Source organism: Frankia sp. AgPm24 (genome assembly GCF_023243055.1).
In the GTDB taxonomy this organism is placed as follows: domain Bacteria; phylum Actinomycetota; class Actinomycetes; order Frankiales; family Frankiaceae; genus Frankia; species Frankia umida.
This window is the reverse complement of sequence record NZ_JALKFW010000139.1, coordinates 1-26,831: the sequence shown is the minus strand read 5'-3', so window position 1 is coordinate 26,831 and position 26,831 is coordinate 1. Positions and strand designations below refer to the sequence as shown.

The window sequence follows — 26,831 nt, the reverse complement described above, 5'->3', positions numbered from 1 at the left end:
GAGTTCGGTGCCGAACGCGTCCGCGAGCGCGCCCGCCCCGCCCGCCCCCGCCCGGACCGCCGACACGGCCGCCGACGCCGAGGCACCGCCGCTGCTGCGCCCGCACGCCGAACAGGCCTACGCGGGCGAACTCGCGGCGCTGGCCGCCGCCGACACCAGGGTCCGTCCGCCGTCCTGGCGGCTCTCGCCCTGGGCGGTCGTCACCTACCTGCTGGGCGGTGTGCTCGAGGACGGCACGGTCATCTCGGCGAAGTACATCGGTTCGCGTCGGCTCGTCGAGGTCGCCGTCGCCACCCTGGCCACCGACCGGGCGCTGCTGCTGCTCGGCAGTCCGGGCACGGCCAAGACCTGGCTGTCCGAGCACCTCGCCGCCGCCATCAGCGGCGACTCGACCCTTGTGGTGCAGGGCACCGCCGGCACCTCCGAGGACGCCGTCCGCTACGGCTGGAACTACGCCCGGCTGATCGCCGAAGGGCCGTCCCACGACGCCCTGGTGCCCTCGCCGGTGATGCGGGCGATGACCCGCGGGTCGGTCGCCCGGGTCGAGGAGCTCACCCGGATGGGCGCCGAGGTGCAGGACGCTCTGATCACCGTGCTGTCCGAGAAGACGCTGCCGATCCCCGAGCTCTCCAGCGAGATCCAGGGCGTCGCCGGGTTCACCGTCATCGCCACCGCGAACGATCGCGACCGGGGCGTCAACGAGATGTCCTCCGCGCTGCGCCGCCGGTTCAACACTGTCATCCTGCCGCTGCCGGCCACCGAGGACGCCGAGGTGGAGATCGTCACCCGGCGGGTCGCCGAGATCGGCCGGGCGCTGGCGCTGCCGGACGAGCCGCCGGCCCTCGACGAGGTCCGCCGGGTCGTGCGGATCTTCCGGGAGCTGCGCGCCGGGGTCACCGCGGACGGCCGCACCACCGTCAGGACACCGACCGCGACGCTGTCCACCGCCGAGGCGATCAGCGTGATCACCGGCGGTATGACCCTGGCCACCCACTTCGGCGACGGCCAGCTGCGCGCCGAGGACATCGCCGCCGGCCTCCTCGGCGCCGTGATCAAGGACCCGTCGACGGACCCGATCGCCTGGCAGGAGTACCTGGAGGGCGTCGTCCGCGTCCGCCCCGGCTGGAGGGACCTCTACCGTGCCTGCCAGGACCTGGCCGATGACGGTGCCATGGCCGCCGGCGGCGCCTGATGGGCGTGACCGTGCTCGGCGTCCGCCATCACGGGCCGGGCTCCGCCCGGATGGTGCGGGCCGCGCTCGCCGAGCTCGCCCCCGACCTGATCCTCGTCGAGGGCCCACCCGAAGGCAACGACGCGCTCACGCATCTCGGTGCCCTCACCCCGCCGGTGGCCCTGACCGCCTATGCCATCGACGAGCCGCGGGACGCCGCGTTCTGGCCGTTCGCCGAGTTCTCGCCGGAGTGGCAGGCCCTGCGGTACGGCCAGGCGGCCGGTGTGCCCACCCGGTTCATCGACCTGCCGTTCGGCCACGACCTGGCCCTGCGCCGCCGCGCCGCCGCGGAAACCACCATCCAGGTGGCCGCCGCGGCCACCCCTGAACCCCATGCCATACCGACCAGCACGGACGGCGGTGACACCGGCGGTGACGCCAGCGGGTTCGGCGGCCTCGACCTGGCGGCCGACCCGCTCGGCTGGCTGGCCTTCGCCGCCGGCCACGACGACCCGGAACGTTTCTGGGAGGACCTCGTCGAGCACCGCCGCCCGGACACCGCCGCGGCCATGCGCAGCACCGTGCCCGTAGCCGACGGGACGCCCGCGGCCAGCGGGACGACCATGGCCAGCGGGACGGCCGCGGTGGACCTGTTCGCCGCCGTGGCGGAGTCGATGGCGGCGCTGCGCGAAGCCGACGTCGCCGGTGCCGGTGCCGGGCTTCGCCAGGGTCAGGATGGGCTTCGCCAGGCTCGGAACGAGCTTCGCGAGGCGCACATGCGCCTGGAGATCCGTGCCGCCAGCACCTCGGCGGACGCGGCCCAGCGCATCGCCGTGATCTGCGGTGCCTGGCACGTCCCGGCGCTGACCGGGCGGACCGGGCAGGCCGGCCGGGGCAGCGTCACCGCGGACCGGGCGCTGCTGCGCGGTGTCCGTCCGGTGCGCACCGCCACGACCTGGGTGCCGTGGACCCACGCGCTGCTGGCCACCGACTCCGGTTACGGCGCCGGCATCACCTCACCCGGCTGGTACCAGCATCTGTGGGCCGCACCCGACCAGGTCACCGCCCGGTGGGTGGCCCGGGTCGCCGCCCTTCTGCGCGCCGCCGACCTGCCCGCGTCGACGGCGTCGGCGGTGGAGACCGTCCGGCTGGCCGAGGCGCTCGCCGCGGTCCGCGACCGGACCGTTCCCGGCCTGACCGAACTCGATGACGCCGTGCTCGCCGGGCTGTGCGCCGGCGATCCGGTGCCGCTGCGCGTCATCCGCGAGCGGCTTGTCATCGGCGATGTCGTCGGCATGGTCGGCCCGGACGTCCCGACCGTGCCGCTGGCCGCCGATGTCGCCCGCGCGCAGAAGCGGCTACGACTCGCCCCGAACCCGACCGAGCGCCCGCTGCGCCTGGATCTGCGCCGTGACCTCGACCGGGAACGCAGCGCCCTGCTGCACCGGCTGCGCCTGCTGGACGTCGACTGGGGCATCCCGGCGCACACGAGCAGCACCGGTACCTTCGCCGAGGCCTGGCGGTTGGCGTGGCAGCCGTCGTTCGCGCTCGCCCTCGTCTCGGCCGCCCGCCGCGGCGCCACCGTCGAGGACGCCGCCGCCGCGGTCGTCGCCGTGCGCACCGGCCAGGCCGGTGATCTCGCGACCATCACCGAACTGTTCGAGCAGGTGGTCCTCGCCGACCTGCCGGCCGCGCTGCCGGCGGTGTCGACCGGTCTCGAACGCCGGGCCGCCGCCACCGGCGATGTCGCCCATCTGATGCGGGCACTCACCCCGCTGGCCCGCGTGCACCGCTACGGCGATGTCCGCGGCACGGACACCTCGCTGGTCGTCGGCCTGGTGACCAGCCTGATGACCCGGATCTGCGCCGGGCTGCCCCCCGGCTGCGTCAGCCTGGACGACGACGCCGCGGACGCGATGGTGACCGCGATCGACGGCGCCGACGCCGCCTTCACCCTGGTCGCCGAGCAGGACCACATCGACCGCTGGCACACGGCGGTGGCCGCCGTCGCCGGCCAGCCCGGCGGCAACACGCTGGTGGCCGGGCGGTGCACCCGCATCCTGTCCGACGCTGGTCGGATCGACCCGGCGGAGCTGTCGACGCGGCTGGCCCGAGCGCTGTCCACCGCGGGCGGCGCCCCCGCCGAGGCCGCGCGTTGGCTCGCCGGCTTCCTCGGTCGGACGGGTTCGGTGCTCGCCCGCGACCCGGCGCTGCTGGCGCTGGTCGACAGCTGGCTGTGTGGGCTCGCCGAGGACGACTTCGTCGTCGCGCTGGCCCCGCTGCGCCGCGGGTTCGCCGCCTTCAGCCACCCCGAACGCCGCATGATCGGCGAACGTGTCCGCGCCGGTCTGCCCCAGCCCACCCAGCCCCAGCCCGCCCAGGCCGGTGCGGTGCCAGCACCCGCGATGGCAGGTTCGGCGGCGGCCCCGGCGGTGGCGGACGCGGCGGTGGCTGCCTCGGCGGTGGCTGCCTCGGCGGTGACGTCCGCCAGCGGCCAGCCGGCTGGTCCCGGCCTCGGCCCAGCCACCGGCCCGGCGTGGGACTTCGACCGGGTCCGATCCGTCCTGCCCACCCTGACCATCCTGCTGGGACTCACCCCCATGGACGAGGACAGCCCGCATGCCACCTGACCAGCCCGCTCCCACCGCCACCGCGACACTCACGCCCGCGGCTCCAGGCCAGGGCACGACCACGAGCACGACTGCGACCGCGGCTGCGGCGGGCGTGGCGGGTGGGGAGGACGAGCGGCTGCGTCGGTGGCGTCTGGTCCTCGGCACTCCGGCCGCATCCATGGTGCAGGGGGCGCATGGCCTGTCGAAACGGGACGTGGAGATCGACACCGCCCTGGCCGCGCTCTACGACACCGACCAGGACGGCGACGGCTCCGGTACGGGTTCCGGCGGACGTGGGGCCCGGCAGCGCCGATCGGCGGGGCTCGGCGGCTCGGCGCCGGCGGTGGCCCGCTGGCTTGGGGACATCCGTGACTACTTTCCGTCCTCGGTGGTGCAGGTGCTCCAGCGCGACGCGGTCACCCGGCTCGGGATCACCCGGATGCTGCTGGAACCGGAACTGCTGGCCGCCGCCGAACCCGACGTGCACCTCGTCGGCACCCTGCTCTCGCTGCGCTCGGCGCTGCCCGAACGCACCCGGCAGACCGCTCGGGAGGTGGTCCGCAAGGTCGTCGAGGAGATCGAGCGGCGCCTCGAGCACTCGCTGCGTTCGGCGGTCCTCGGCGCCCTCGACCGGGCCCAACGCACCCGCACCCCGCGGCTGGCCGACGTCGACTGGAACGCCACCATCCTCGCCAACCTGCGCAACTACCAGCCCGACCAGCGCACCGTCATCGTCGATCGGCTGATCGGGCACCAGCGTGCCCGCCGGTCCGCGGCGCTACGCGATGTCATCCTGCTGATCGACCAGAGTGGCTCGATGGCGTCGTCGGTCGTCCACGCCGGGGTGCTGGGCGCGTCACTGGCGAGTCTGCGGGCCGTCAACACCAGTCTCGTCGTCTTCGACACGTCCGTGGTCGACCTCACCGACCAGTTGGACGATCCGGTGGACGTGCTGTTCGGGGTCCAGCTCGGCGGCGGCACCGACATCGACCGGGCGGTCGGCTACGGCGCGAGCCTGGTGCGCCGCCCCAGCGACACCGTCCTGTTCCTGATCAGCGACCTCATCGAGGGCGGTGACCAGTCGTCACTGATCGCCCGGTTGCGGGGCCTGGTCGACTCCGGCGTCACCGTGATCGTGCTGTTGGCCCTGTGTGACGACGGCACACCCGCCTACAGCCACACCCTCGCCGCGACCTGCGCGGAGCTGGGCGCGCCGGCCTTCGCCTGCACCCCCGACCGCTTCCCCGAGCTGCTCGCCACCGCGCTGCGCCGCGAGGACGTCGGCCGCTGGGCCGCCCTGCACGGCCTCACCCGCGTCTGAACGGGCGTGACACCGTGACGTCGCGGACCTCCCGGTCAGCTGGCGGCGCGCAGATCCGCGCAGTCGGACTCGTCCGGCAGCAGCGGCCGCAGATCCACCCGCCACAGCCTGCCATCGGACGTCCACGGGGTGGTGGCCACCGCCTCGCGGGCGGCCTCGATCACCGCCGTCGCCGCACCGCCCACCGCTGTCACACAGCCAGGATCCAGACCGTCACCGATCGGCTCACCCGGCAGCCGCGGCCCGGGCCACACCCGCTCGGGTTGCCGCGGCAGCCCGTCCGCGCACAGCCCGCCCGGCGCCGCACCGCCCGCCGAGATGATCGCGTCCGAGGAGATGGTCGCGTCCGAGGAGGAGGTGGCGTCCGAGGAGGAGGTGGTGGTGGTGGTGGTGCTGGCGGGCTCGAGTACGGGGGTGGGGCCGGTGCAGGGGTCGGTCCAGGGTGAGGCGACCGCGGCCACGGCGGTGGGGGTGAAGGGGGTCGGCTCGCCTACCGCGCCCGCGCCGAGGGTGGCGGGCAGGTCGGTGAGCGCGTCGTAGAGTTTCCTGGCCGCTCGGCGGGCGGCCTGCTGGTGGGGTGTCAGCCCGGTGCCGTCCGATTCGAGCAGTGCCGGTACCTCGGCGGTGGTGACGCCGTCCGCGTCCTGCATGGTGAAGCGGGTGGCGGGGACGTCCGTGACGGGCGGCTGGCCGTAGTCCCGCTCGCGCCCGACACCGGAGGCGGCCGCGAGCTCGAGCAGACGGCGCACATCCGCCACCGAGATCCGCCGCAGCTGGACGTTGGGCCACGCCGGCCCGGGGGCGATCGCGAACTCCGGGCCAGTGTCCACCACCCGGCCGTCGGCGTAGACGGCCACGATCGGCAGCCGCGTGACCAGCATCTGCGGCGTCACGAAGCCACCGATCCAGTCCACCCGCAACGCCACCTTCGCACCGCCGTCGGCACCACCGCCGACTCCCCCACCCCGCCCGTAGACGGTGGCGTCAGCACAGGCCGCCGCAAGCAGAACCGGCACAACGGCCAGGACGATTCGTGCGCCCCGCGTCAACAACGCCATGGTTCTTTGTAACACCCCGGCGGTTCGAGGCAGCGCAGGCATACGCGACGGCGTCGACGACCGGCCGCGGCGGCCGTATTCCTACGTGGCTAAGGATTCGATGGACGCCACCGGACAACGGCACGGCCACTACGAAGACGTTCGCTGGCCAGGCCGGCATTTCCTCGACCAGCCGGTGGAGACGTGGTTCGGGGATGGCGACACCGACACATTCATCACCTGGCGCGTATTCCGAACCGGCCATCTCCCCTGGAACCTGGACGGGCTCGGCCCGTTCCAGTTCGATGCCACCGCCTACCGGGCCGCACTCGAACAGACCGGCCAAAGCCGTCCCTGAACCCGGCCATCCGGCGGCCAGGCCGTCCGGCCGTCAACGCGGTCAGGAGGTCAGGAGGTCAGGAGGTCAGGTTTCGGCATCCGGTCGGTCGTGGGGAGACGGCCGACGACCCGCCGCCGGTGTACCGCTGGCCGCGACCACGTCCCGGCAGGCACGAACGAAGTCAAGGACGACCTCGCGCCGGTCGTCGCGATGCCAGGCCAACGCGAGCTGGGTGCGGGGCCCGTCGACGAGTGGACGGGTGACCACCCCGGCCCGGTCGAGCAGCGGCGCGTTACCGGCGGCGAGCAGGACGATGCCGATGCCGGCCACCAGAGCCTCGTAGGTCTCCTCCGCGCTGCGCACCACCGCGCCGATCGGCGGTGTCGGACGCAGCCCGGTCAGCAGCCAGTAGTCCCGCAGCTCACCGGCGTCCTTCGGCAGGGCGAGGAACGGCTGCCCATCAAGGTCGGCGAGGTGCAGTTCCGCGCGTGCGGCCAGCCGATGATCGGCGGGTAGGGCCACCAGCAGCGGCTCCTCGGCGATCACCAGGGTCAGGTACTCCCGCTCCAGCATGGGCGTCAGGTTGCCCGTCGCCCTCGGGGTCGGGGTCGGGGTCGCGGTCGCGGGTGGGGTGGGCGCCAGCGGTTGCGGCAGCCAGAGGAAGGCGAGGTCGCAGGAGCCGTCGGCCAGCCCGGCGCTCGGGTCGTCCCACGGGATCTGGCGCAGCTCGAAGTCCGCGGCCGGCTGCCGGGTGCGAAACCGCGAGCGCAACGCCGGCAGCAGTCCCCGCCCGGGGCTCGTGCTCATCCCGACCACCAGGCTCGAGGCCAGCGCGGCGCGGTGTCGCGCGAGGGCGCTGTCCGCGTCGCCCCAGGTCGCGAGGACGCGCCGGGCATGGGGCAGCAGCACCGTGCCCGCGTCCGTCAGCCGGACGGCGCGCCGGTCACGCTCGAAAAGCGTGACGCCAAGCTGGCGTTCCAACAGCCTGATCTGCTTGCTCAACGCCGGCTGGGAGACGAACAGCCGCTCGGCCGCATGGGTGAAATGCAACTCGTCGGCGACCGCGATGAAGTACCGCAGATCCCGGACATGGACATCCATAACCGTTGGTTATCACAGCTGGTCTTGGACGCACCATGGTCCGGCCCGCCACGCTGGACCCATGGACAAGGTATGGATCATCACCGGTGCGAACAGCGGCTTCGGCCTCGCCTTCACCCGTGCGGCCATCGAGGCCGGTGACGTCGTCGTCGCCGCGGTCCGTCGTCCCGACACGTTGGACGCTCTCGCCGCGCGGTTCCCCGACCGCCTCGATGTCGTCCCGTTCGACGTCACCGACACGACGCGCGCCCAGTCCGTCGTGGACGACGTCCTCGCCCGGCATGGCCGTATCGACGTGCTGGTCAACAATGCGGGCCGCACCCATGTCGGTGCCGCGGAGGAAACGTCCGACGACGAACTGCGCAGTCTGTTCGAGCTGCATTTCTTCGGCGTGGTGGCCCTTACCCGGGCGGTGCTGCCGCAGCTTCGCCAGCAGGGTCGCGGTGCGATCGTGCAGCTCAGCAGCATGGGCGGCCAGATGTCGGCGCCCGGGTTCTCCGCCTACAGCGCGACGAAGTTCGCCCTGGAAGGATGGTCGGAGGGTCTGGCGCACGAGGTCCGTCCGTTCGGTGTCGACGTGTTGATCGTGGAGCCGGGAGCGTTCCGCACCAGCCTGTTCGCCCCGTCCAACCGTTCGTCGAGCGCCGACCGGGGGACGTACGCGGCCTCCGTGGGCAGCACCCGGGCGATGGTCGAAGGCGGCGACGGCGATCAGGCCGGCGACCCGGCGAAGCTGGCCAGCCTCGTCCTCGAGGTGCTGGGTTCGGGCAACGTGCCGCTGCGGCTGCCGGTCGGTCCCGACGGCGTCGACGCTGTCCTCCGACACCTTGACGAGGTCCGCGCCGACGTCGACGCCTGGCAGAAGGCCGCCCGCGACACCACCTTCGACCCCACGCTCCGGCGCGGCACACTCACCCCATGACAGAACTGGTCACGCGGCTGTTGTCGCTGTGGAGTGACGGACTGCCCGGCGCGTCACTCCCACGGCCGATCACGGCTGGCGTCTGGTGCGGGCTGTGGGCCGCGGGTCACAGCAGGGCGGCGGCCAGGGTGCGCCACTGCGGTCGGGACGGTCGGCCGACGCGGGTGCGCACGTCGGTGTCCGCGGAGATGACCTGGACCGCGACATGATCGGCGCCGGCGGCGTGGTGCTCGGCGACCCGCGCGACGATCTGCTCGACCCCGAAGGCGTACAGGGCGTCGAGCAGCCGTTCGCTGCCCTCGCCGGTGAGATCGTCGTCGGTGAAACCCATCAACTGCAGGTTGCGCACGTAGTTGGGCAGCGCGAGGTAGTAGCTGACGTTGCGGCGGGCGAGCCGTCGGGCCTCGGTCCGGTCGGGTTCCAGCACGACCTTCTGTTCCGGCACCAGCAGCGGCCCGTCGCCCAGCGTCTCCCGGGCCGCCCGGGTGTGGTCGGGTGTGACGAGGTACGGGTGGGCGCCGGCGGTGCGGCGTGCGGCCAGTTCCAGCGCCTTCGGCCGCAGTGCCGCCAGGACACGCGAGGCCCCCGGCACCGGCCGCGGGGCCGCGTCGAGGCCGTCGAAGTAGGCCTCGAGGTGCTTCAGCGGCTGGGTGTAGGTCCGCCCGAGCGCCTCCACCACGGGAGCGTGGCTGGCACCGAGCCCGAGCAGCAGCCGGCCCGGATGCGCCGCGTCGACCCGGTGGAAGCTGGCCGCCAGTTCGTCCGCCTCCGCCGCCCACACGTTCACGATCGCGGTGGCGATCGTCATCCTGCTCGTCGCGGCGAGCAGGGCCCCCGGCAGGACGAGATCAGGGGTGCTGGCGCCGAGCCACAACGCCCCGAACCCCAGCTCGTCGAGCTCGGCCACCGCCTCCAGGGCATCGGGGGTGAGGGCGTCGGGAGTGCTCCAGGCAAAGGACGGGGCCCAGATGCCGACCCGTCCGATGGACACCGTCATGGCTGCTCTCCTTCACGGATAGGCGACGCCCGCGCGCCGCATGTGTTCGGTTTCGATCGAACACATGCGATGTACGATAGCCATCGAACAGCCTGGATGTCGAGGCGGATCAGGACGAGGGCACGATGACGACAAGGGCACGATGACGACGAGGGCACGGCGGGCCGACAGCCTGCGGCACACCGATCCGGTCGACGTGAGCCTGCAGGCGGCTCTCGACGCGCTCGCCGACCCGGTGCGCCGATCCATCCTGCGGACCCTGGCTGGCGAACCGGACTTCACCCGCACCTGCGGCACCTTCGACCTGCCGGTGTCCAAGGCGACCGCCAGCCACCACTTCGCCGTGTTGCGCGCCTGCGGCCTGCTCGAGCAGGTCGATCAGGGCTCACGCCGCCTCAACCGGCTGCGCCGCGCCGAGTTCGACGCCCGGTTCCCCGGCCTGCTCCCCCTGGTTCTCGACGAGGAGGAGCCGACCGAGTGACCGGATCGGCGGGTGATCGGATGACGGGGCCGCCGGCTGACCGGGCCGCTGGGGTCAGGCGTCGCGGGCGATCGCCTCGGCGGGCGCCGCGGTCCGCGTGCGGGGAGCGGCCGGGCCTGCCGGCTCCGGGATGGTCACCGCGGATGCCGCCGCCCGCCGGCTGATGGCCGCCGGCGACAGCGCCCGCGCCGGGCCGAGCAGAATCGCGAAGAAGGTGACAAGGGCCGCCACCACACAGCCGGCACCGATCAGATAGCCGAGGTGGTAGCCGCTGACCAGGGCGCTCGCGGCCGCGTGCCCGTGCCCTTCCAGGGACTTCGTCCGACTGGCGGCCACACTGGACACGACCGCGAGGCCGACCGACGAACTGAGCCAGATGGAGACGTTGACGATCCCGGAGGCGAGGCCGGCGTCGGCGCGCGGAACGTCGGCCATCGCCACCGACAACAACGGAACCGTGGCGCAGGCCATGCCGGTTCCGAGGATCACCAGAGCGGGCAGCATGCCGGTGACATAGCCGCTGTGCTCGTCCACCCGGGCGAGCAGCAACAGTCCGACCAGCGACGCGACCAGGCCGGGCAGGAGCACCGGTAGCGGCCCGAACCGGTTGAGCAGCCGGCCGACCACACCCACCGACAGGCCCGCGACGACAAGGGTCACCGGCAGGAAGGCGAAACCGGTGCGCAGCGGGCTGTAGCCGCGGACCTGCTGCAGGTAGAGCGCGCCGAAGAAGAACAGGACCTGCATCCCGATGAACAGGCAGCCGCGCACGACGCTGGACCCGACCAGGCTGCGCAGCCGCAGGATGCGCAGCGGCATGATCGGGTTCTTCCGCCGGGCTTCGACGACGAAGAACGCCACCAGCAGGACGACCGAGGCCCCGCCGTAGCCGAGGGTGTGAGCCGAAAGCCAGCCGTGGCCGGCCGCCATGACGATGGCGTAGATGCCGACCAGCAGCGACAGGGTGACCAGCAGCGAACCGGTGACATCCACCCCGCCGCCGAGGCCGAGACCCTCGTTCTCCTCGATCAGGACGACCCCGAGGGCGAACGTCGCGACCCCGATCGGCAGGTTGATCAGAAAGATCCAGTGCCAGCTCACCGCTTGAGTGAGAACTCCGCCGGCCAGCAGGCCAAGCGACCCGCCGGCCAGCGTGACCATCATGTAGGCGCCCATCGCCCTGGTCCGCTCGGCCGGAATCGGGAACTCGGTGACGACGATCGCCATGATGACCGAGGTCGAGACGGCCCCACCCAGTCCCTGCCCGAAGCGTCCCGCGATCAGCGTCGCCTGGTTCGGGGCTATCGCACAGATCAGGGAGGCCAGGGTGAACAGGGCCACGCCGGTCAGGAACACCTTCTTGCGGCCGACGAGGTCGCCGAGGCGCCCGGCGAGCAGCAGGAAGCTCCCGAAGGCGATCAGGTAGGCGTCAACGACCCAGGTGAGGTTGGACTGACTGAAATCCAGGCTGTCCTGGATCGCCGGCAGGGCGACGTTGACGATCGACGCGTCGAGCGCGTTCATCAACATGGCCAGACACACGACCACCAGCGCGATCCAGCGGCGACGGTCGGCCCGGCCCGCGGCGGCGGCGGCGATCGTGGGATCAGACATCGGCGGACCTGACCATCGAAGGATCTCCTCTGAGCCGGTCGAACAAGGCGGTCGAAGCGAGCTGCGTGGACCGAGGCTCACTCGGCCACGATCCTGACATTGACAGGACGGTCCCGTCCAGCAAATTATCCCGACAATGTGATGATCTGCCGGACGCTACTATAGGCCCATGTCGGACGCCGCCATCACCTCGGGGCCGATCGTGCTGCTCACCCGCCTGGCGCGGCTCGTCCACCGGGCCAGCACCCCGGAACTACTGGGCATCAGCCTCAAGGACCTGGGCGCGCTGGCCTTCCTGCGCGACCATGCCCGGACCACGCAGCAGGCGCTCGCCGAGGGCCTGTGCGTCGACGCCAACTACTGCGTCCTGATGCTGAACGACCTGGAGACGGCCGGCCTGATCGAACGGCGCCGCGATCCGGCCGACCGCCGCCGCCATCTCGTGGCGATGACCGAGGCCGGCCGGATCGCACTGGAACACGCCGAGCACGCCCAGGAGTCGATCGAGGACGAGGTCCTCGCCGGCCTCGACCCCGCGGAGCGGGACGCCCTGACCGGGCTCCTACGGCGGGCCCTCGACGGAGCCGGTCGCCGCACCACCACACCGGAACACGTCTCACGCGCCTGACCGTCGGCCAGCCAGTCGCAATCATCCCGGAAATACGATCCGCCGGGAATCTCCGCAGTTCCGGTATGCGCGGAAAACAGCTTTCTCGTACTTCGCGAGCCTGTCTTTAATGCGACACGAAGCCCGGCGTGGTGAGGTGTGTCGGAAAGCTCGAAACATTCAACCTCCCGACACGATGCAATCGCTCTTTCCACTCGGCGAGAGCATTGTGGGACAGGAGGTTGGCGAGAGTGAAAAATCGCCTCAAACTGACTCGTACGGTGACGCTTACCGCAGCTACCGTACTGGCTGTCGGACTGGGTTTCGGCCTACCCGCTGTCGCAGATCCGGCTGCCCCGGGTGCAGCCCGCTCCGGACCGGTGGCCAGCCCGGAGATAACCACGAACAAGGCGGCGGTGGCCCAGTTCTGGACGCCGGAACGCCTACGAAACGCGAAACCGGCTGACCTTCCCGCGGCCGATCCGGCCAAGGTGCGTGAGCCGGGACCCGCGGTCGCGGCCGGCCCGACCGGTCGGGTGCAGCCGCAGAAGGCGCCGCCCGCCGCACGGGGAGAAAGCGGTGGTGGGAGCGGACCGGGCTTCGGGGCGACCGCGGCACCCTGGTACGGCTCCACCACCAGCCCACCGGCGACAACGTCCGGCCGGGTGTTCTTCACGAACAGCAGCGGGGTCGGGTACTCCTGCTCGGGGAGCACCGTCAACAGCGACGGAAAGAACCTGGTCTTCACCGCCGGCCACTGTGTGAACCCCGGCAACGGCGGCCAGTGGCACTCGAACTGGGTGTTCATTCCCCGCTACAACAACGGTAACGCTCCCTACGGCGTGTGGTCCGCGCGCCAGCTCTGGAGCTGGACCAGCTGGACACAGAACGGCAATCGTGCCTACGACTTCGGCGCGGCCGTCCTCAACACCAACGGATCAGGCCAGCGGGTCGTCAACGTCGTCGGCGGTCAGGGAATCGAGTGGAACTATCCCCTGGTCCAGTTCATCTACCAGTTCGGCTATCCCGTCAACACTCCGTTCAACGGCGGATCCCTGCAGTACTGCACGGGCAACACGTTCAACGACGGTGGCTTCGTCGGCATCAACTGCAACATGACCGAGGGTGCGAGCGGCGGCCCCTGGCTGGATGAATTCGGGGGAACCTACGGCTACCTCGACTCGGTCAACAGCTGGGTGTTCTGGAACGCGAACGGCGTTCGGTACAAGTGGAACGGACCGTACTTCGGCAACGAGGTGCGCGACCTCTACAATACGATCAAGAACCTCTGAGTGAGCGCGGCGGGGTGGCAGAAACGTCCACCCCGCCGCATCAGGGCCCACCCACCCACGCGCGACGCCGGGGACAGCTGTCATGCGAAACTCCCGAACCGCTCTGCTGCTGGCCTGTCTGCTGCTCGGAGGTGCCGCCGCCTGCTCGAGCTCCGACGCTCCCGGCCCCTCCCCCAACTCCTCCCCCCGGTCCTCCCCCGAGTCGACGCCGGGAGGAGTTCTCGGTGTGGCCGAGGCGAGGCGGGCATCGGCCGGCACGGTGGTGAGCGTCCGGGGTTACGTCCTGCTCGAGCCGGACGGAACCAGCCGCCTCTGCACGGGACTCGCCGGTTCCTATCCACCCCAGTGCGGCGAACCGGCACTACGGCTGGTCGGAACCGACCCGACCAGGCTTGAGAATCCCAGCCACGCGTCCGGAGTCACCTGGACCGGCGAAACCGTCCTGATCGGAACCGTCCAGGACGGCGTTCTCACCGTCCAACGATGAAGTCGGTATCCAATCTCTCCGCTCGGCAACGGCGTTTCAGCGGGTGGCGACCGATCTGGCGGTCCTGCGCGCCGTCAGCGCGCGAACACGCCGCCAAGCGTCGTACAGGGATGCCAGACCGGGGTCCGCACCCAGGTAGGTGACGGTGCCAAGTAGGCCGAGTGTCGACTCGTACGCCTCGAGGTCCGACCGCGACCCGCTGTGCAGGATCACCGCCTCGGCGGTCCCGATCGCCGCCGGGACCGCCATGATGGCGCCGTCCAGATAACGCGCGCCGCGCCGCTTGCCCACTCGGCGGTTTCCCGGGCCTGGGCCGAGTTACCCGAGGTCAGATTGATCACCATTGTGCCGTCCAGTTCGATGCTGCTCCCACCGAGCAGTTCGCGCACGACCTGGTAGTCGGCGACACAGATGATCGTGAGGCGACCCGCCGCCAGCGCGTCACCGAAGGCGGGCACCAATCGAGCACCCTCGACCACCAGCTGGTCCGTCTTCGAGGTCGTACGGTTCACACGGCCGTAGGATGCCCGGCCGTCAGGAAGGCGCCGGCAAGTGCCCGGCCCATCAGACCGAGTCCAATCACTGTCACGGGTGTACCGGGGCTATCACTCATGGCAGCATCGTCAACGTTGATGCCGGTCTGAAGGTCAAGCGAGACTCGGTGCGCGTTGGGGAACTGAGCAGTCGGACGGGCGTCAACGCCCATCAGTTGCGCTGCTACCAGGCCCAGGGCCTGCTGGAGGCACGCCGTCGCGCGAACGGCTACCGCGAATACGACGAGAATGCTGTGCTGCGGGTGAGTCGGATCCGGCACCTGCTGGGTGCGGGCCCGTCCTCCCCCGTGGCCAAGGAGGTGCATCAACTCCAACGGCGCCACGAATGCCCTGACCGAAATGACAGGGACGCGCTGGCTACTGGCAGCACATCAAGCCGACCGAACTCAGAGCCGGCGCTTTCTTTTTCTCGCTCGTTCTTCCATCTCCTCGATCACAGCTCTCAGCTCAGGTGTCATCGGCGCACGACTCTCGATCATATCTCTCATCTCAGGTGTCATCGGCCCAACATTTGTTTGCCGGTAACAGAAACCGTCGTCGTCGGCTGACTCGGCGTACCGCCAAGCCTTGAGGCTTCTCTCCCAAGGAAGCCGCAGCAGCCAGCCGCGCACCCAGCCCCGCGCCACCGGGACACGCTTCGCCGCTCGGCGAAACTCACGCCACGGGCTCAACCCGAGTTTCTTGGCACTGTGCCCAAAAAGCGCCATAACCGGAAGATCATCACGAAAATCATCACTGTGAGGGATCCAGGTCAGAAAGGCAACGAGACCCCACCGGAGGATTTCTTGATCTTGCTTTCTAATCGCTATCATGGTAGCGCGACAGCCAAATCCACCCAGCTGCGCCGCTTCACTCCTATCGAGAAGGATGTGCATGTAGGCAAGCTCGTGCCGCGAATCCACCGCGCGCAGCAAAGAAAGAATTTTTCCATCCTGTGGAAATTCGACAGGTCGCGGAAGATGAATTTCGTCCAATGGAACTTTATAGGGAATATTCAGCGAGCGGAAATCATAGTTTTTCCGGTCGGCCATATCACCCTCCAGGTGGGAAATAACTATCACCCACGCGCCTGCATCCTGCCAGCAGCAAATCTCTCACCTCTACTCTCAACATGGTTTCACCACGCTGCGATACGAAAATTTCTTTCATATCGACCTCTGATCCAAGATAGACGGCACGTTTCGCCCGGATAATTCCATCGATCCAGTGAACGTTTATCTTCTCGCTCCACGGCCCGGTCAACCACGCCTGCAGGGCCTGTACCTCGTGGCCGGGCCACGGGTGCGCGACCGCTGTGTCGTACACCTCCCGAGGGCGACGTTCCGGACGGACGCATAGCGGCTGGCGCGGCCGAGCAGGCCGCCGTTGGAAATATCCAAGGGGCGGCTTTCAATTTCGACATGGCCCGGGTGGGATAATTCCTTCCTGACCGGCACTGTCGCCGACACTGCCGGTGACAGTGCCGGTCAGAGCTCATGGCTGACGCCTTTTTCTCTTTCGTTCTTCTTCCTCCTCTATCATCGCTATCAGCTCAGGTGGCATTGGCCCAAAATTTTTTTTCTGGTAACGGAAACCGCCGTCGTCGGCTGACTCGGCGTACCGCCAAGCCTCGAGGCTTCTCTCCCAAGGAAGCCGCAGCAGCCAGCCGCGCACCCAGCCCCGCGCCACCGGGACACGCTTCGCCGCTCGGCGAAACTCACGCCACGGGCTCAACCCGAGTTTCTTGGCACTGTGCCCAAAAAGCGCCATGACCGGAAGATCATCACGAAAATCATCACTGTGAGGGATCCAGGTCAGAAAGGCGACGAGACCCCATCGGAGGATTTCTGGATCTTGCTTTCGAACTGCCATCATGGTACTGCGATAGGCAAATCCACCCAACTGCGCCGCTTCGCTCCCATTGAGGAGACTGTGCATGTCGGCAAGCTCGTGCCGCGAATCCACCGCGCGCAACAAAGAAAAAATCTCTCCATCCTGTGGAAATTCGACAGGTCGCGGAAGATGAATTTCGTCCAATGGAACTTTATAGGGAATATTCAGCGAGCGGAAATCATAGTTTTTCCGGTCGGCCATATCACCCTCCAGGTGGGAAATAACTATCACCCACGCGCCTGTATCCTGCCTGCAGTAAAGTTCTCACTTCTGCTCTCAACATGTTTTCATCGTTTCGCTGTATAAAAATATCCGCCATATCGGGTTCTGAGCCAAGGTAAACGACGCGTCTTTCCCGGATAATTCCTTTGATCCAGCGATCGTTTATCTTCTCGCTCCACGGTCCGGTCAACCACGGTCTTAGGGCTAGTACTTCGTGGTCGGGCCACCGTTGTGCGACCGCGGTGTCGGGTAGACGCCCGATCACCGGAATGGTGCGGGCGGCGATGTTCCGGCCGGACACAAAGCGGCTGGCACCGCCGAGAAAACCACCGGTGGCGGTGTTCTGGACGAGGCGTTCGACGTCGAGGTGGCCGGGGTTGGTGAGTTCCTGGTCGGTGAGATCACCGATGCCGCCGGTCGCCGCGCCCGCCGTGGTCGCCGGAGCGAACAGCCTCGGTGTCATGACCGACACGGCGCGATAGTTACCCAGGCCCGCTCCGACTCCGCCGGCGGCGCCGCTGATGGCCATGTCCCGGGGATCGAAGGAACCGGTGGCCAGCCCGATACCGGCGCTGATACCGGCGCCGAACAGGATGCCGCTGCCGGCGGCGGCGAGGGGAGCCAGGGGTGTGAAACACAGACCGACGCCGACGGCGATGACACCAGCGGCGGCGAGGGTGCCCCAGGGGTCGTGTTCGATCGTGTGCCAGGCGCGACCGAAGGTGTTCCTGGTCTGCTGGGATCGGTAGGCGTCGTAGGCATCGTCGCTGATGGGTTTGAGACCGGTGGGGTCGAGGCGGCCGACCGGGTCGTTCCAGGCGTAGTGGTAGGGGTTTCCGGCGCCGGGCATGCCGGGGACGTGCTCGAGCGGGTCGGGGCTCAGGAACGAACGGGTGGCCGGGTCCAGGAGGCGCTCGCGCTGCCAGACCAGGCCGTCGACGGTCAGCTCACCGCGGTATCCAAGGCCGATCAGTCGATTCGCCGGCGGGTCGGTCGGGTCGTCGGGGATCGGGCTGCCCCACGGGTCGTAGGCGCCGGGGACTCCGGGGGCACCGCCGAGGGAGTGCTGCCAGTCGGTGGCGTACCAGCTGGGCGGGCCTGTTGGCGGGGACGAGGAGGCGGGCAGGACGCCGATGGCGTCGTCGGTGTGGGTGTAGGTGGTGGTGCCGAGGGAGTGGACGGTGCCGGGCCAGGTGACCGGGTCCCACAGCAGCGATGTGCCGTCGATCTGGAGGGGGTCACCGAGGGCGTCCAGCACCCAGTTGATCGTCTGGTCCGTTCCGGAGGTGCCGCTCGCGTGGACGGCGCTGATCCGGCCGAAGGCGTCCCAGGCGTAGGTGCGGGTGCCGGTCGGGCCGGTGACGGTGGTGCGGCGGCCAGCGGCGTCGTAGCTGAAAAAGGTGCGGCTGGTCTGGGTCGCGGGCTGTCCGGCCCGGGTGGACGGGCCGGCGGCGACGGGCGGGGCGGCGGCGACGGGCGGGCCGGCGGTGTCGCGTTGGTGTTCCACGAGCTGGCCGGCGGCGTCGTAGGTCCAGTGGTCGATGGTGGCGGTGCTGGCGGCCGTTGCCGCGGTGCGGTGGGTTTCGGTTCGCAGGCGGCCGGCGGCGTCCCAGGTCAGGGTCTGGCGTCCCCACGGGCCGTCGGCGGTGACGAGCTGGCCGGCGGCGTCGTAGGCGAAGCGCATCTCCCGGCCCTGGTCGACGAGCCGGGTTGTCCGGCCGGCGGGATCGCGTTCGACGATGCGGTCGGGGTGCAGCGGCCGGCCGTCGGCGTCGCGCAGGATCGCGCGGCGGCCCAGCAGTGGATGCTCGACGGCGCTCAGGTTGCCGTCGGCGTCGTGGTCGTGGCGGATCGGCGCCCGCCCCGGCTGGCCGACCGTCAGGCAGCGGCCGTCCGGATCGTAGGTCCATTCCAGCCGGCCAGCCGCCGTGCTGCGGGTCAGCAGCCGGCCCGTCACGTCATAGGTCAGGGTGACACCGCGGTCCGCGAAGTCGCTGGTGGGACCGTAGGTGGCGGCGATCGGGCGGGCGGCGGTGCGGGTCGCGCGGGTCACCGGGACCGCGGAGCTCTGGTCGGCGCGGGTGAGGCGGTCGGCCTCGTCGTAGCTGTACTGGAGGCGAGGCTGGGGTTCGTCGGGAAGGCCGACGCCGGTGGGGCGACCGGCGATGTCATGCCACCAGCGCAGACCGGTCCCGTCGGCGTGGCGAACGGTGTCGACCAGGCCGCTGCGGGTGTGGGTGACGCTGGTGGTGCGGCCGAGCGGGTCGGTGTGGCCGGTCAGCCAGCCGACCGCGTCGTAGGCCAGCTCGTGACGGCCGCCAGCCGGGTCGGTCCACTCCCGTAGCTGGCCGCGAACGTCGTATTCGTAACGGGTGACCGCGCCCAGCGGGTCCACCGCGGAGAGCATCCCGCCGCGCGCGTCGTAGGTGTAGGCGTGCACCGCGCCATCGGGGCCGGTGATCGTGGTCGGTAGCCCCAGGTGGTCGCGGACCATCTCGGTGCGGCCCCCGTCGGAGTCGACGATCGCCCGGACGTCGCCTCGGGCGTCGTACTCCCAGCGCGTCCGCCGGCCCGCCGCCGTGGTCAGTGTGGTCGGCCGGCCGGCGGGGTCGTGCTGGTAGCGGGTGATCCCCCCGGCTGGGGAGACCGTCTGGGCGAGGCGTCCGGCGGAGTCGTAGCCGTGGCTGGTGCGCCGGCCGGACGGTGTGACCTGCGCGGCGAGGCGGCCACCCGGTGTCCATCGCGCGGTGCTGCGCCGGCCGGCCGCGTCGATGACCGCGGTGCGGCGGCCGGCCGGGTCGTACTCGTAGCGGACGGTCGCCCCATCAGGCTCGGTCTCGCTGACGAGCCGGCCGGCGGGATCGTAGCCACGGCGCCAGACCCGCCCGTCCGGGCCGGTGAGCTCGGTCGGGTGACCCGCCGCGTCATAGCCGTGGCGCCACTCTCGCCCCTCCGCGTCGGTCTCGACGGTCAGCCGGCCGTCCGGGTCGTAGTCACGCCGGCAGGTCGAGCCGGCCGGGTCCCGCAGCGCTGTCAGCCGGCTCAGGCCGTCGTACTCGAAGGCGAACACCTGACCGTCCGGCGCCATGATCGACGTGGTGTTGCCGACGAGGTCGTAGCCGAAGCGGACGGACGAGCCGGTGGGATCGGTGACCTCTTCGACCAGGCCATGCGGGCCGTAACGGGAACGCCACCAGCCGCCGGCCGGGTCGAGGTAGCCGTCGCGCCGACCGGCCGGAGTGTGGGTGAAGCGGCTGCGTGTCCCGTCGGGGGCCTCCTGCGCCACCACCCGGCCCGACTCGTCGCACTCCCAGCGCCATGACCCGCCGTCCGCGCCGACCATGCCGACCAGCCGGCCGGCAGCGTCGTAGCGCAGCCGCACCCGCCCCCCACCGGCCACCCGCGTCTCGACCAGCTGACCGTCACCGTCCCAGCGCAGATGGGTGGAGACCCCGTCCGGATCGACGATGCGGGAGGGCAGGTCATCGGCGGTCACCGTGATCCGGGTGACGGCGCCCGCCGCGTCCACGATCTCCACCGGCGTCCGGGTCGCGCCGGCATACAGCCAACGGGTGCGGGAACCGTCCGGGCCGGTATGGGTGCCCAGCCGGCCGGCGGAATCCCAGACCCACTGCTCGGTGCCCCCGTTCGGCCCGGTCCGGCGGCTCAGGTTCCCGGCGTCGTCGTAGTCCATCGACCAGGACGCCCCGGATCGCTCCCGAACGCCGCGCAGCCGGCCGGACTCGTCGAAAACCCGGCGAAAGGCGCGGTCGGCGTCGTCGACCACACACACCAGCCGGCCGGCCGTGTCATGCCGGTATTCGTTGATGGCACCGCCGCCCGCACCACTCGAGCCGTCGGAACCGTCGGAACCGTCGGTGACGAGCGTCCGGTACCCGCCGGGGTAGTCGAATCGGACGACCCTGCCCTCCGGCGCGGCCTGGGCCAGCACCCTGCCAGCGCCGTCATAGGTGTTGTGGAAAAGCCGCACACCGTCGGCGTCAAAAGCCTCCGCCAGCAGCTCGCCCTCATGGCGATACCGCTGCGCGCCCTGCGGGCCGCCCTCGACGGCCACCAGCCGGCCATCGTCATAGGAATACCGCACCACCCGGCCGTCGCTCGCCCGGACCGCCGTTATCAGCTCCCCGGCGTCGTCCCACCCCACGTCCAGAAACCGCCCCGACCGCGGATAGCCGACCCGCTCCAGCCGGCCGTCCGCCCAGGTCAGGACGATCTCCGACGGCCCGCTGCGCACCCGCACCGGCCGGCCCGACCCGTCGTACCACCAGCTCTCGTCCTGCCCCCGGGTGAAGCGGAAACCGCCCCCGTCGAGGTGGAGCGTTCCGCCAAGACCCGCCATGGCCGTCGGCGTGTCCGCCCGGGGCCACGCCACCAGCGACTCGGCACCGTCCAGCCCCCGCCAGCCCAGCACCTCGGCTGGGCCGGACGCACCACCCTGACCGGCCGCAGGGGCCGCGCCGACCGGACCGACCGGGCCGACCGGACCGACCGGGCCGACCGGGCCGTCGCCCAGGTCCAGCACCGTGTCCGCCCAGCAGGACCAGCCGCGGCCCAACGCACCGGGCCGGCCGTAGGCCCGGGAGTTGTACGTCCGCTGCCACCCTGCCACCGCCGCCCGGCCCGGCAGTGGCAGGTCGAACTCCTGCATCACGAAGTTCCCGTTCGCGGTGCACACCGGATCATCCACGAATCCGCTGTCCAGCAACCGGCCCCGCGTCTCCGGCGCGTCCACCGTCAACGTTTCCGTCGGTAGGCCCGTGATCCCGGCCTGCTCCAGATACCAGGCGATGCGATTATCACTCACCGTCACCTGACCCGGCCCACGGTCCGCCGCCACAAAGGCGTCCCGGACGGCGCCCACGAAATCCTCCAGGACGCCGGCGTCGGTCAGATGCCTGCCCATCTTCGCCCACAGATCGGGATGCGACAGACTGTACTGCGGCCCCAGCCGTGCCACCACGTCGTCGTAATACGCGCGCACTCCCAGCACCTGGAGGAACAGACCCTCCCGGGCCGCGTGGGCGTCCGTCACGAAACGACCCAGGTCGTCGGGATCTGCTGAGCTCCTCGCCATCGCGGCCGTCCTTCCGCTTCTCCCACCCGGGCCGAGTACTGACCATATGACCGCATGTACATCGCCCGCCAGGAGTGAGCAGAACTCCGCCGGGGAACACGCATCGTGTCACCCGACACCCGCGCCGCCAGTCTGGAAAGTGCCGTCCTGCGTTCACCGTCCATGACCCTGTTCCCACCTCTCCCCGGAACGGATGCATCCGAAGTGCCGGATGACTCCAGGGAGTGCAACCCAATCCTCGTCAGGGTTTCCGCGGACGCCTCCGGCCCCGTCGGTTTCCGAGCAGCCAACGACACCGGCCACCTTGGAATTATCGCGAGGGCACCAATGTTCCAGCAACGCGAACCCATGTCCGCCACCCTGGAAAACCGCGCGGCTGCTTACCCGAAGAAAGTTGCATGAACACCAGCTGACACCGGTTCCACTGGGAAAATTTTTGGCGAACCATGTTTTCAAAGTGGCCGGGTGCTGCCATCATGACGAAGCATCGCGTCCTGACAGGAAAGGCGATTCTCGGCGGATCGCCGTCGTTGTCGGGCCGCCGGAGCCAAAGGGGGAAACGATGGCGAATGTCCGTTCCAACGTCTACGATCTTGGTGGCACCTGGGCCGACCCGATCCTCTGGTACGCCCGTGGTGTCGCCGTGATGAAGGCGCTGCCCATCGCCAATCCCAAGAGCTGGCGTTTCCTTGCCGCGATCCACGGTTTCAACCAGCAGCTGTGGACCCAGCGCGGCTACCTCAGCGCGTCCGACCAACTGCCGAGCAGCAGCGTGCAGAGCCAGTTCTGGGCCCAGTGCCAGCACGCCAGCTGGTACTTTCTGCCCTGGCACCGCGGGTACGTGTACGCCTTCGAGGACAATCTCCGGGCCGCGGTGGCGAGCATCGGCGGGCCCACCGACTGGACGTTGCCGTACTGGAACTACTTCGGCGCCGGCCAGAACGCCCTTCCGCCCGCGTTCGCCTCACCCACCTGGCCCGACGGCGGAACCAACCCGCTCTACGTGCCGGCACGGTACGGCCCGAACGGTGACGGCAATGTCACCATACCGTTGAGCCAGGTGAACCTGGCCGCGATGAACGAGACCGTCTTCACCGGGGTGTCGAGCGGCGGCAGCCCGGGTTTCGGCGGCATCGACACCGGCTTCTCGCACACCGGGTCCGTTCCCGGCCGCTTGGAGAACCAGCCGCACAACATGGTGCACCTTCTGGTCGGGGGCAGCTCGGGAGGTCAGTCGGGGCTCATGGCGAATCCCGACAGCGCCGGGCTCGACCCGATCTTCTGGCTGCACCACGCCAACATCGACCGGCTGTGGGAGTCCTGGAACACATCGTCGGCAGGCCATACCAATCCCACGAACTCCCGCTGGATCGGCGGGCCGGCCGTCAGCGGCCAGCGGCCCTTCGTGATGCCGCTGCACACCGGCAGCACCTGGACCTTCACGCCCGGCCAGGTCGTCAGCCTGACAACTCTTGGGTACAGCTATGCGACCCTGACACCGACAGCCGCCGCGGTGCCGGTCTCCACGCGGCTGGAACGTCTCGGGTTCACCGACCAGGCGCGGACAGAAGAAGCACAGACGGAAGAGGCTCAGGCCATGCCGGAGAACACCAACGTCGAACTGGTCGGCGCCTCCTCCGGGCGACTGCCGATCCAGGGCCGCGACGTGCACGGTCATGTGCGGCTCGACCCGCGCACGCGACGCAAGGTCATCTCGAGTCTCACCCCCGAGCTGTCGACCAGGGACCAGCCGCCGGCGCCGGACCGCGTGTTCCTCAACGTCGAGAACGTGCGCGGCCAGTCGGACACGGCCGCCTTCAACGTCTACGTCGGCGTGCCCGAGGACGAGGACCCGGCCGACCATCCCGAACTGCTCGCCGATGGCGTCGCGCCGTTCGGCCTGCGTAACGCCAGCGAGGCCGACTCCGAGCATGCCGGCCAGGGCCTCACCTTCGCCCTTGAGATCACTGACATCGTCGACCGGCTCCATCTGCAGGGCGCCTTCGACGTGGACAGCCTTCCGGTCCGGATCGTGCCCGTCCTTCCGATCACCGACCGGGACGCGGTGAGCATCGGCCGGATCAGCGTCTTCCGCGAAGGTCGCTGACCCTGTTCGGCCAGCGGCGGCGAACGATCCCTTTCCCCTCACGAGGATGCCGGAGGCCCGATGACACCCGAGGCACGTAACCGCCGCCGCTGCCGAACCCCGGTGCTGGTCATCACGGCGATCGCGTGGGTGGCGACCCTCGCCGTCCACGCGATCGCCATGGGATCCGAGCACTCCATGTCCCACATGAGCCAGATGTCCCACACCGGCCACGTGTCCTCCATGGCTCCGATGGCCGGCACCGCGCACGTCCCCGGCGCCATCGGGTCGATGCCCGCCACGATGACGTCCGACCCGATGACGTCCGACCCGATGACGTCGGTCGACATGCACGAGGCGTCCACCGGATCGGTCCGGATGTTCCTGACCGAATGGCCGTTCATGCTGACCGCGATGATGGCGCCGCTGCTGATCCCGGTCCTGCGCCACGCGCATGCGCGCAGCCTGCCCGGCCGGCGGTGGCGAACGCTGACCCTGCTGGTCGTGGCCTACGCGGCGGCCTGGTCGGTGGGCGGGCTGATTCTGCTGGCCGGCATGGTCGCACTGTGGGCGGCGACCCCGAGCAACACCGTCGCCATCGCGCTGGCCATCCTCGCGACGGCGCTCTGGCAGGTCTCGCCACCCAAGCAGCGCTGCCTCAACCGCCGTCAGGCACATCCCCCGCTTGCCGCCTTCGGCCGCGCCGCCGACCTCGACGCCCTGCGTCTCGGCGGCACGCACGCGCTGTGGTGCCTCGGTTCCTGCTGGGCGCTGATGCTGCTGCCACATCTGTTCGACCAGTGGCACCTGGCCGTGCTGGCGATCGTCACACTCTGGATCTGGGCCGAGGCGTTCGAACCGTCCGAACGGCCGACCTGGCGTCCGCACGTCCCGACCAGGGCAGCCCTCATCCTCTCGGCCGCCCTTCTGCCCCCGATCAGTCCCGCTCACGACGGCCTCCCCGGCAGCTGACACCTCGGGCACGTCGTGCGCTGGACCTACGCCACCGCGTTACGCACCCCGACCGAGATCGTCGATCCCGCCGGTGGCGTCACCCGCCTGACGGTCAACGCCGACGACCTGCCGACCTGCATCGTCGATCCGGACGGCGTGGCCTGTCATCTGCGTTGGGACGACGACGGCCAGCCCATCCGCATCTGGACCCGCGGCGGGGGTCAGACGACCTTCCGCTACGACCGAGCCGGGCGGCTGGTCGGGATGACCGGCCCGGACGGGCAGGCTCGTGACTGGGAGCCGGTGGCGGTCGGGTTATGGGCCGTCGGGCCGGGTCAGCGAGGTGGCCGATCCGCTCGGTTCGACCGTGCGCTTCGACTACGACCGGTTCGGCAACACCAGCCAGGTCGTGGCACCGGATGGGAATGCCTTCTCCTTCGCCTATGACGGCCTGAGCCGTCTGGTCGCCGTCACCGATCCGGCCGGCGCGACCTTACGGCGCGGCTACGACGCCGACGGCCGCCAGACCACCGGTACCAGCGCGGCCGGCGCCGGTTGGCGCCATGAGCACGACGGACGCGGTCGCCTGGTCGCGATCATCCGGCCCGACGGTCAGATCTGGCAGCGGGCCTACGACCGCGTGGGACGGCTCATCAGCCAGACCGATCCCACCGGCGCACGCACCCAGCACGACCATGATCCGGCCGGACGGCCCGTCAGGATCACTGATCCCGCCGGCAACCAGACCACCTACGTCTGGACGCCGGGCGGACGCCAGGCCGCCGTCACCACCCCGTCCGGGCGGACGATCACCTACGGCTACGACCGGGCCGGGCGGCTCGCCGAGACGCGCCTGCCCTCCGGTGCCACCGAGCGCTACCAGTGGGACACGGCTGGCCGGCTGAGCGCCCTCATCCGCCCGGACGGGCGCACCATGCGCTGGGAGTACGACCGGCTGGGCGCCGTCTCGGCGATCACCGGCCCGTCCGGCGGCCGCGTGGTGGCCGAGAACACCCCGCTGGGCCTGCCGGCCCGGCTCACCCTGGCCGGCGGCGCCACCTACCGCTACCGCTATGACGCCCGCGGGGCGCTGACCGAGATCACCGATCCCCTCGGTGCCGTCAGCTCCTACCACTACGACCAGCGCGGACGGCTGGCGTCCTGGACCGATCCGCTCGGTGGCACCACACGCTTCGGCTACGACGCCGTCGGACGGCTGGCGACCCGTAGTGATCCCCTGGGCCGGACCACCACCATCAGCCGCGACGCCGACGGCCTGACCCGAACCGTCCAGCATCCGGATGGCTCGGGCACACGCACCTGGCGGGACCGGGCCGGACGGATCACCGGCCGTGGACCGCTCGCGGCCGACACCCCGCAGATCACCTACGACCATGATCCCTCCGGCCGTCTGCTCAGTGCCCGCGAGGACGGCGGCCGTGATGTCCAGCTGCGCTACGACCCCGCCGGCCGGCTGGCCCGTCGCACCACCGCCGCCGGAACCATCGTCTGGAACCACGATCCTGACGGCCGTATCACCGCCGTGGGAGTCCCCGGCGCGCCCGGCCTGCGCTACCACCACGACGCCGACGGCGACCTTGATGCCGTCCTCGACCCGGACCGGGGCCGGCTGCGTGTCCCTTCCCGGAGCGCGGCCACCCAGGCCGGGGAACGCGACGCCGACGGCCGGATCGTCCGCACCACCGTGGCGGGCCAACCGGTTCACTTTGGCTACGACGCGGCCGGTCAGCTCGTCCAGGCTGACGGCCCCTGGGGTCACCACCGCTACCGCTGGGACCTTGGCGGACGCCTGATCGCCGAAGAACGGTCTCGGGCTGATGACACGGCGACGGCCCGGAGCAGACAGGCCCGCTACGACGCCGCCGGCCAGCTGACCGAGACCCGCGACACCGCCGACGGCGGAACACCGATCTGTACCGTCTACGGCTACGACGCCGCCGGCCGCCGCCGCACCGAACGGTGCGATGACCCTGTCTGTCAGAGTCCCATGAGACAGATGGATCTTTGAGACCTGTGTAGCGGTAGGGCGAGACGGGATCTTCAGA

Annotated in this window: 19 protein-coding genes and 3 pseudogenes; 14 read left to right on the top strand and 8 right to left on the bottom strand. The window is 70.3% G+C overall.

Translation table 11 applies throughout. The annotated features are described in order from the left end of the window. Positions 1-7 precede the first annotated feature (7 nt). From MXD61_RS06225 to MXD61_RS06215, 3 genes are all read left to right on the top strand, one after another. Entirely contained in the window at positions 8-1,192 is a 1,185-nt protein-coding gene (locus MXD61_RS06225) for an AAA family ATPase (RefSeq protein WP_248811873.1), read from the top strand. Beyond that, positions 1,192-3,801, top strand: a complete 2,610-nt coding sequence (locus MXD61_RS06220; RefSeq protein ID WP_248811872.1) for a DUF5682 family protein — start codon at positions 1,192-1,194, stop codon at positions 3,799-3,801. Before MXD61_RS06225 ends, MXD61_RS06220 begins: the two co-directional genes overlap by 1 nt. Positions 3,802-3,961: 160 nt before the next feature. Then, complete coding sequence (locus MXD61_RS06215) at positions 3,962-5,104, top strand: VWA domain-containing protein (protein ID WP_374628509.1); 1,143 nt, start codon at positions 3,962-3,964, stop codon at positions 5,102-5,104. 35 nt (positions 5,105-5,139) lie between these two features. Here the strand turns inward: MXD61_RS06215 and MXD61_RS06210 are convergent, their stop codons facing one another. Then, a complete protein-coding gene (locus MXD61_RS06210; protein WP_248811870.1) occupies positions 5,140-6,162 on the bottom strand; it encodes a cold shock domain-containing protein in 1,023 nt (340 codons plus the stop codon). A 100-nt stretch (positions 6,163-6,262) separates the two neighbouring features. On the opposite strand from MXD61_RS06210, the gene MXD61_RS06205 reads away from it, so the two are divergent. Continuing rightward, on the top strand, positions 6,263-6,499 hold the full coding sequence (locus MXD61_RS06205; protein WP_248811869.1) for a hypothetical protein: 237 nt from the start codon (positions 6,263-6,265) through the stop codon (positions 6,497-6,499). A gap of 66 nt (positions 6,500-6,565) precedes the next feature. Here MXD61_RS06205 and MXD61_RS06200 read toward each other — a convergent pair whose 3' ends face one another. Next, positions 6,566-7,582 carry a LysR family transcriptional regulator gene (locus tag MXD61_RS06200; RefSeq protein WP_248811868.1) on the bottom strand — a complete coding sequence of 339 codons (1,017 nt, stop codon included), beginning with the start codon at positions 7,580-7,582 and terminating at the stop codon, positions 6,566-6,568. A gap of 61 nt (positions 7,583-7,643) precedes the next feature. Here MXD61_RS06200 and MXD61_RS06195 point away from each other — a divergent pair, with 61 nt between their 5' ends. Further along, positions 7,644-8,504, top strand: a complete 861-nt coding sequence (locus MXD61_RS06195; RefSeq protein WP_248811867.1) for an SDR family NAD(P)-dependent oxidoreductase — start codon at positions 7,644-7,646, stop codon at positions 8,502-8,504. Positions 8,505-8,610: 106 nt separating this feature from the next. Here the strand turns inward: MXD61_RS06195 and MXD61_RS06190 are convergent, their stop codons facing one another. After that, positions 8,611-9,501, bottom strand: a complete 891-nt coding sequence (locus tag MXD61_RS06190) for an LLM class F420-dependent oxidoreductase (RefSeq protein ID WP_248811866.1) — start codon at positions 9,499-9,501, stop codon at positions 8,611-8,613. 142 nt (positions 9,502-9,643) lie between these two features. Between MXD61_RS06190 and MXD61_RS06185 the strand changes: the two genes are divergently transcribed. Continuing rightward, positions 9,644-9,982, top strand: coding sequence for a helix-turn-helix transcriptional regulator (locus MXD61_RS06185; RefSeq protein ID WP_248811865.1), 339 nt, complete (start codon positions 9,644-9,646; stop codon positions 9,980-9,982). 54 nt (positions 9,983-10,036) lie between these two features. On the opposite strand, the gene MXD61_RS06180 is transcribed toward MXD61_RS06185, so the two are convergent. Next, positions 10,037-11,596: an MFS transporter gene (locus tag MXD61_RS06180; protein WP_248811864.1), complete on the bottom strand. Its 1,560-nt coding sequence runs from the start codon at positions 11,594-11,596 to the stop codon at positions 10,037-10,039. A gap of 169 nt (positions 11,597-11,765) precedes the next feature. Here MXD61_RS06180 and MXD61_RS06175 point away from each other — a divergent pair, with 169 nt between their 5' ends. From MXD61_RS06175 to MXD61_RS06165, 3 genes are all read left to right on the top strand, one after another. Next, complete coding sequence (locus MXD61_RS06175; RefSeq protein ID WP_248811863.1) at positions 11,766-12,224, top strand: MarR family winged helix-turn-helix transcriptional regulator; 459 nt, start codon at positions 11,766-11,768, stop codon at positions 12,222-12,224. 395 nt (positions 12,225-12,619) lie between these two features. Further along, the gene (locus MXD61_RS06170) at positions 12,620-13,495 is read left to right on the top strand and encodes a serine protease (RefSeq protein WP_248811862.1); all 876 of its coding nucleotides are present in this window, start codon (positions 12,620-12,622) and stop codon (positions 13,493-13,495) included. Positions 13,496-13,577: 82 nt separating this feature from the next. After that, entirely contained in the window at positions 13,578-13,982 is a 405-nt protein-coding gene (locus tag MXD61_RS06165; protein ID WP_248811861.1) for a hypothetical protein, read from the top strand. 99 nt (positions 13,983-14,081) lie between these two features. Here the strand turns inward: MXD61_RS06165 and MXD61_RS28725 are convergent. After that, positions 14,082-14,595 (bottom strand): annotated as a pseudogene (locus MXD61_RS28725) (NAD(P)-dependent oxidoreductase); the annotation flags it as partial. A gap of 48 nt (positions 14,596-14,643) precedes the next feature. Between MXD61_RS28725 and MXD61_RS28720 the strand changes: the two are divergent. Continuing rightward, positions 14,644-14,820, top strand: a pseudogene (locus MXD61_RS28720) (MerR family transcriptional regulator); the annotation flags it as partial. Between the two features lie 102 nt (positions 14,821-14,922). Here MXD61_RS28720 and MXD61_RS06150 read toward each other — a convergent pair. The 3 genes from MXD61_RS06150 to MXD61_RS06140 all read right to left on the bottom strand — a co-directional run bounded on the left by MXD61_RS06150 (position 14,923) and on the right by MXD61_RS06140 (position 21,725). Continuing rightward, complete coding sequence (locus tag MXD61_RS06150; protein ID WP_248811874.1) at positions 14,923-15,567, bottom strand: hypothetical protein; 645 nt, start codon at positions 15,565-15,567, stop codon at positions 14,923-14,925. Between the two features lie 442 nt (positions 15,568-16,009). Continuing rightward, positions 16,010-16,609 carry a hypothetical protein gene (locus MXD61_RS06145; RefSeq protein ID WP_248811859.1) on the bottom strand — a complete coding sequence of 200 codons (600 nt, stop codon included), beginning with the start codon at positions 16,607-16,609 and terminating at the stop codon, positions 16,010-16,012. A gap of 1 nt (position 16,610) precedes the next feature. Further along, positions 16,611-21,725 carry a DUF6531 domain-containing protein gene (locus tag MXD61_RS06140; protein WP_248811858.1) on the bottom strand — a complete coding sequence of 1,705 codons (5,115 nt, stop codon included), beginning with the start codon at positions 21,723-21,725 and terminating at the stop codon, positions 16,611-16,613. A 562-nt stretch (positions 21,726-22,287) separates the two neighbouring features. Here MXD61_RS06140 and MXD61_RS06135 point away from each other — a divergent pair. The 4 genes and pseudogenes from MXD61_RS06135 (at position 22,288) to MXD61_RS28360 (ending at position 26,794) form a co-directional block, all read left to right on the top strand. Next, entirely contained in the window at positions 22,288-23,832 is a 1,545-nt protein-coding gene (locus MXD61_RS06135; RefSeq protein ID WP_248811857.1) for a tyrosinase family protein, read from the top strand. Between the two features lie 60 nt (positions 23,833-23,892). Continuing rightward, positions 23,893-24,783: a DUF2182 domain-containing protein gene (locus MXD61_RS06130; RefSeq protein WP_248811856.1), complete on the top strand. Its 891-nt coding sequence runs from the start codon at positions 23,893-23,895 to the stop codon at positions 24,781-24,783. A gap of 15 nt (positions 24,784-24,798) precedes the next feature. Then, positions 24,799-25,038: pseudogene (locus MXD61_RS28715) on the top strand (RHS repeat domain-containing protein); the annotation flags it as partial. A 16-nt stretch (positions 25,039-25,054) separates the two neighbouring features. After that, complete coding sequence (locus MXD61_RS28360) at positions 25,055-26,794, top strand: RHS repeat domain-containing protein (RefSeq protein WP_248811855.1); 1,740 nt, start codon at positions 25,055-25,057, stop codon at positions 26,792-26,794. Positions 26,795-26,831 lie beyond the last annotated feature (37 nt).

What these genes read in the sequence shown, in the direction of transcription:
- MXD61_RS06200 (WP_248811868.1), bottom strand. Translation starts at nt 7,582, where the DNA reads ATGGATGTCCATGTCCGGGATCTGCGGTACTTCATCGCGGTCGCCGAC.
- MXD61_RS06140 (WP_248811858.1), bottom strand. Translation starts at nt 21,725, where the DNA reads ATGGCGAGGAGCTCAGCAGATCCCGACGACCTGGGTCGTTTCGTGACG.
- MXD61_RS06205 (WP_248811869.1), top strand. Translation starts at nt 6,263, where the DNA reads ATGGACGCCACCGGACAACGGCACGGCCACTACGAAGACGTTCGCTGG.
- MXD61_RS06145 (WP_248811859.1), bottom strand. Translation starts at nt 16,609, where the DNA reads ATGGCCGACCGGAAAAACTATGATTTCCGCTCGCTGAATATTCCCTAT.
- MXD61_RS06195 (WP_248811867.1), top strand. Translation starts at nt 7,644, where the DNA reads ATGGACAAGGTATGGATCATCACCGGTGCGAACAGCGGCTTCGGCCTC.
- MXD61_RS06180 (WP_248811864.1), bottom strand. Translation starts at nt 11,596, where the DNA reads ATGTCTGATCCCACGATCGCCGCCGCCGCCGCGGGCCGGGCCGACCGT.
- MXD61_RS06175 (WP_248811863.1), top strand. Translation starts at nt 11,766, where the DNA reads ATGTCGGACGCCGCCATCACCTCGGGGCCGATCGTGCTGCTCACCCGC.
- MXD61_RS06135 (WP_248811857.1), top strand. Translation starts at nt 22,288, where the DNA reads ATGGCGAATGTCCGTTCCAACGTCTACGATCTTGGTGGCACCTGGGCC.
- MXD61_RS06165 (WP_248811861.1), top strand. Translation starts at nt 13,578, where the DNA reads ATGCGAAACTCCCGAACCGCTCTGCTGCTGGCCTGTCTGCTGCTCGGA.
- MXD61_RS06220 (WP_248811872.1), top strand. Translation starts at nt 1,192, where the DNA reads ATGGGCGTGACCGTGCTCGGCGTCCGCCATCACGGGCCGGGCTCCGCC.
- MXD61_RS06185 (WP_248811865.1), top strand. Translation starts at nt 9,644, where the DNA reads ATGACGACGAGGGCACGGCGGGCCGACAGCCTGCGGCACACCGATCCG.
- MXD61_RS06150 (WP_248811874.1), bottom strand. Translation starts at nt 15,567, where the DNA reads ATGGCCGACCGGAAAAACTATGATTTCCGCTCGCTGAATATTCCCTAT.
- MXD61_RS06215 (WP_374628509.1), top strand. Translation starts at nt 3,962, where the DNA reads ATGGTGCAGGGGGCGCATGGCCTGTCGAAACGGGACGTGGAGATCGAC.
- MXD61_RS06190 (WP_248811866.1), bottom strand. Translation starts at nt 9,501, where the DNA reads ATGACGGTGTCCATCGGACGGGTCGGCATCTGGGCCCCGTCCTTTGCC.
- MXD61_RS06130 (WP_248811856.1), top strand. Translation starts at nt 23,893, where the DNA reads ATGACACCCGAGGCACGTAACCGCCGCCGCTGCCGAACCCCGGTGCTG.
- MXD61_RS06210 (WP_248811870.1), bottom strand. Translation starts at nt 6,162, where the DNA reads ATGGCGTTGTTGACGCGGGGCGCACGAATCGTCCTGGCCGTTGTGCCG.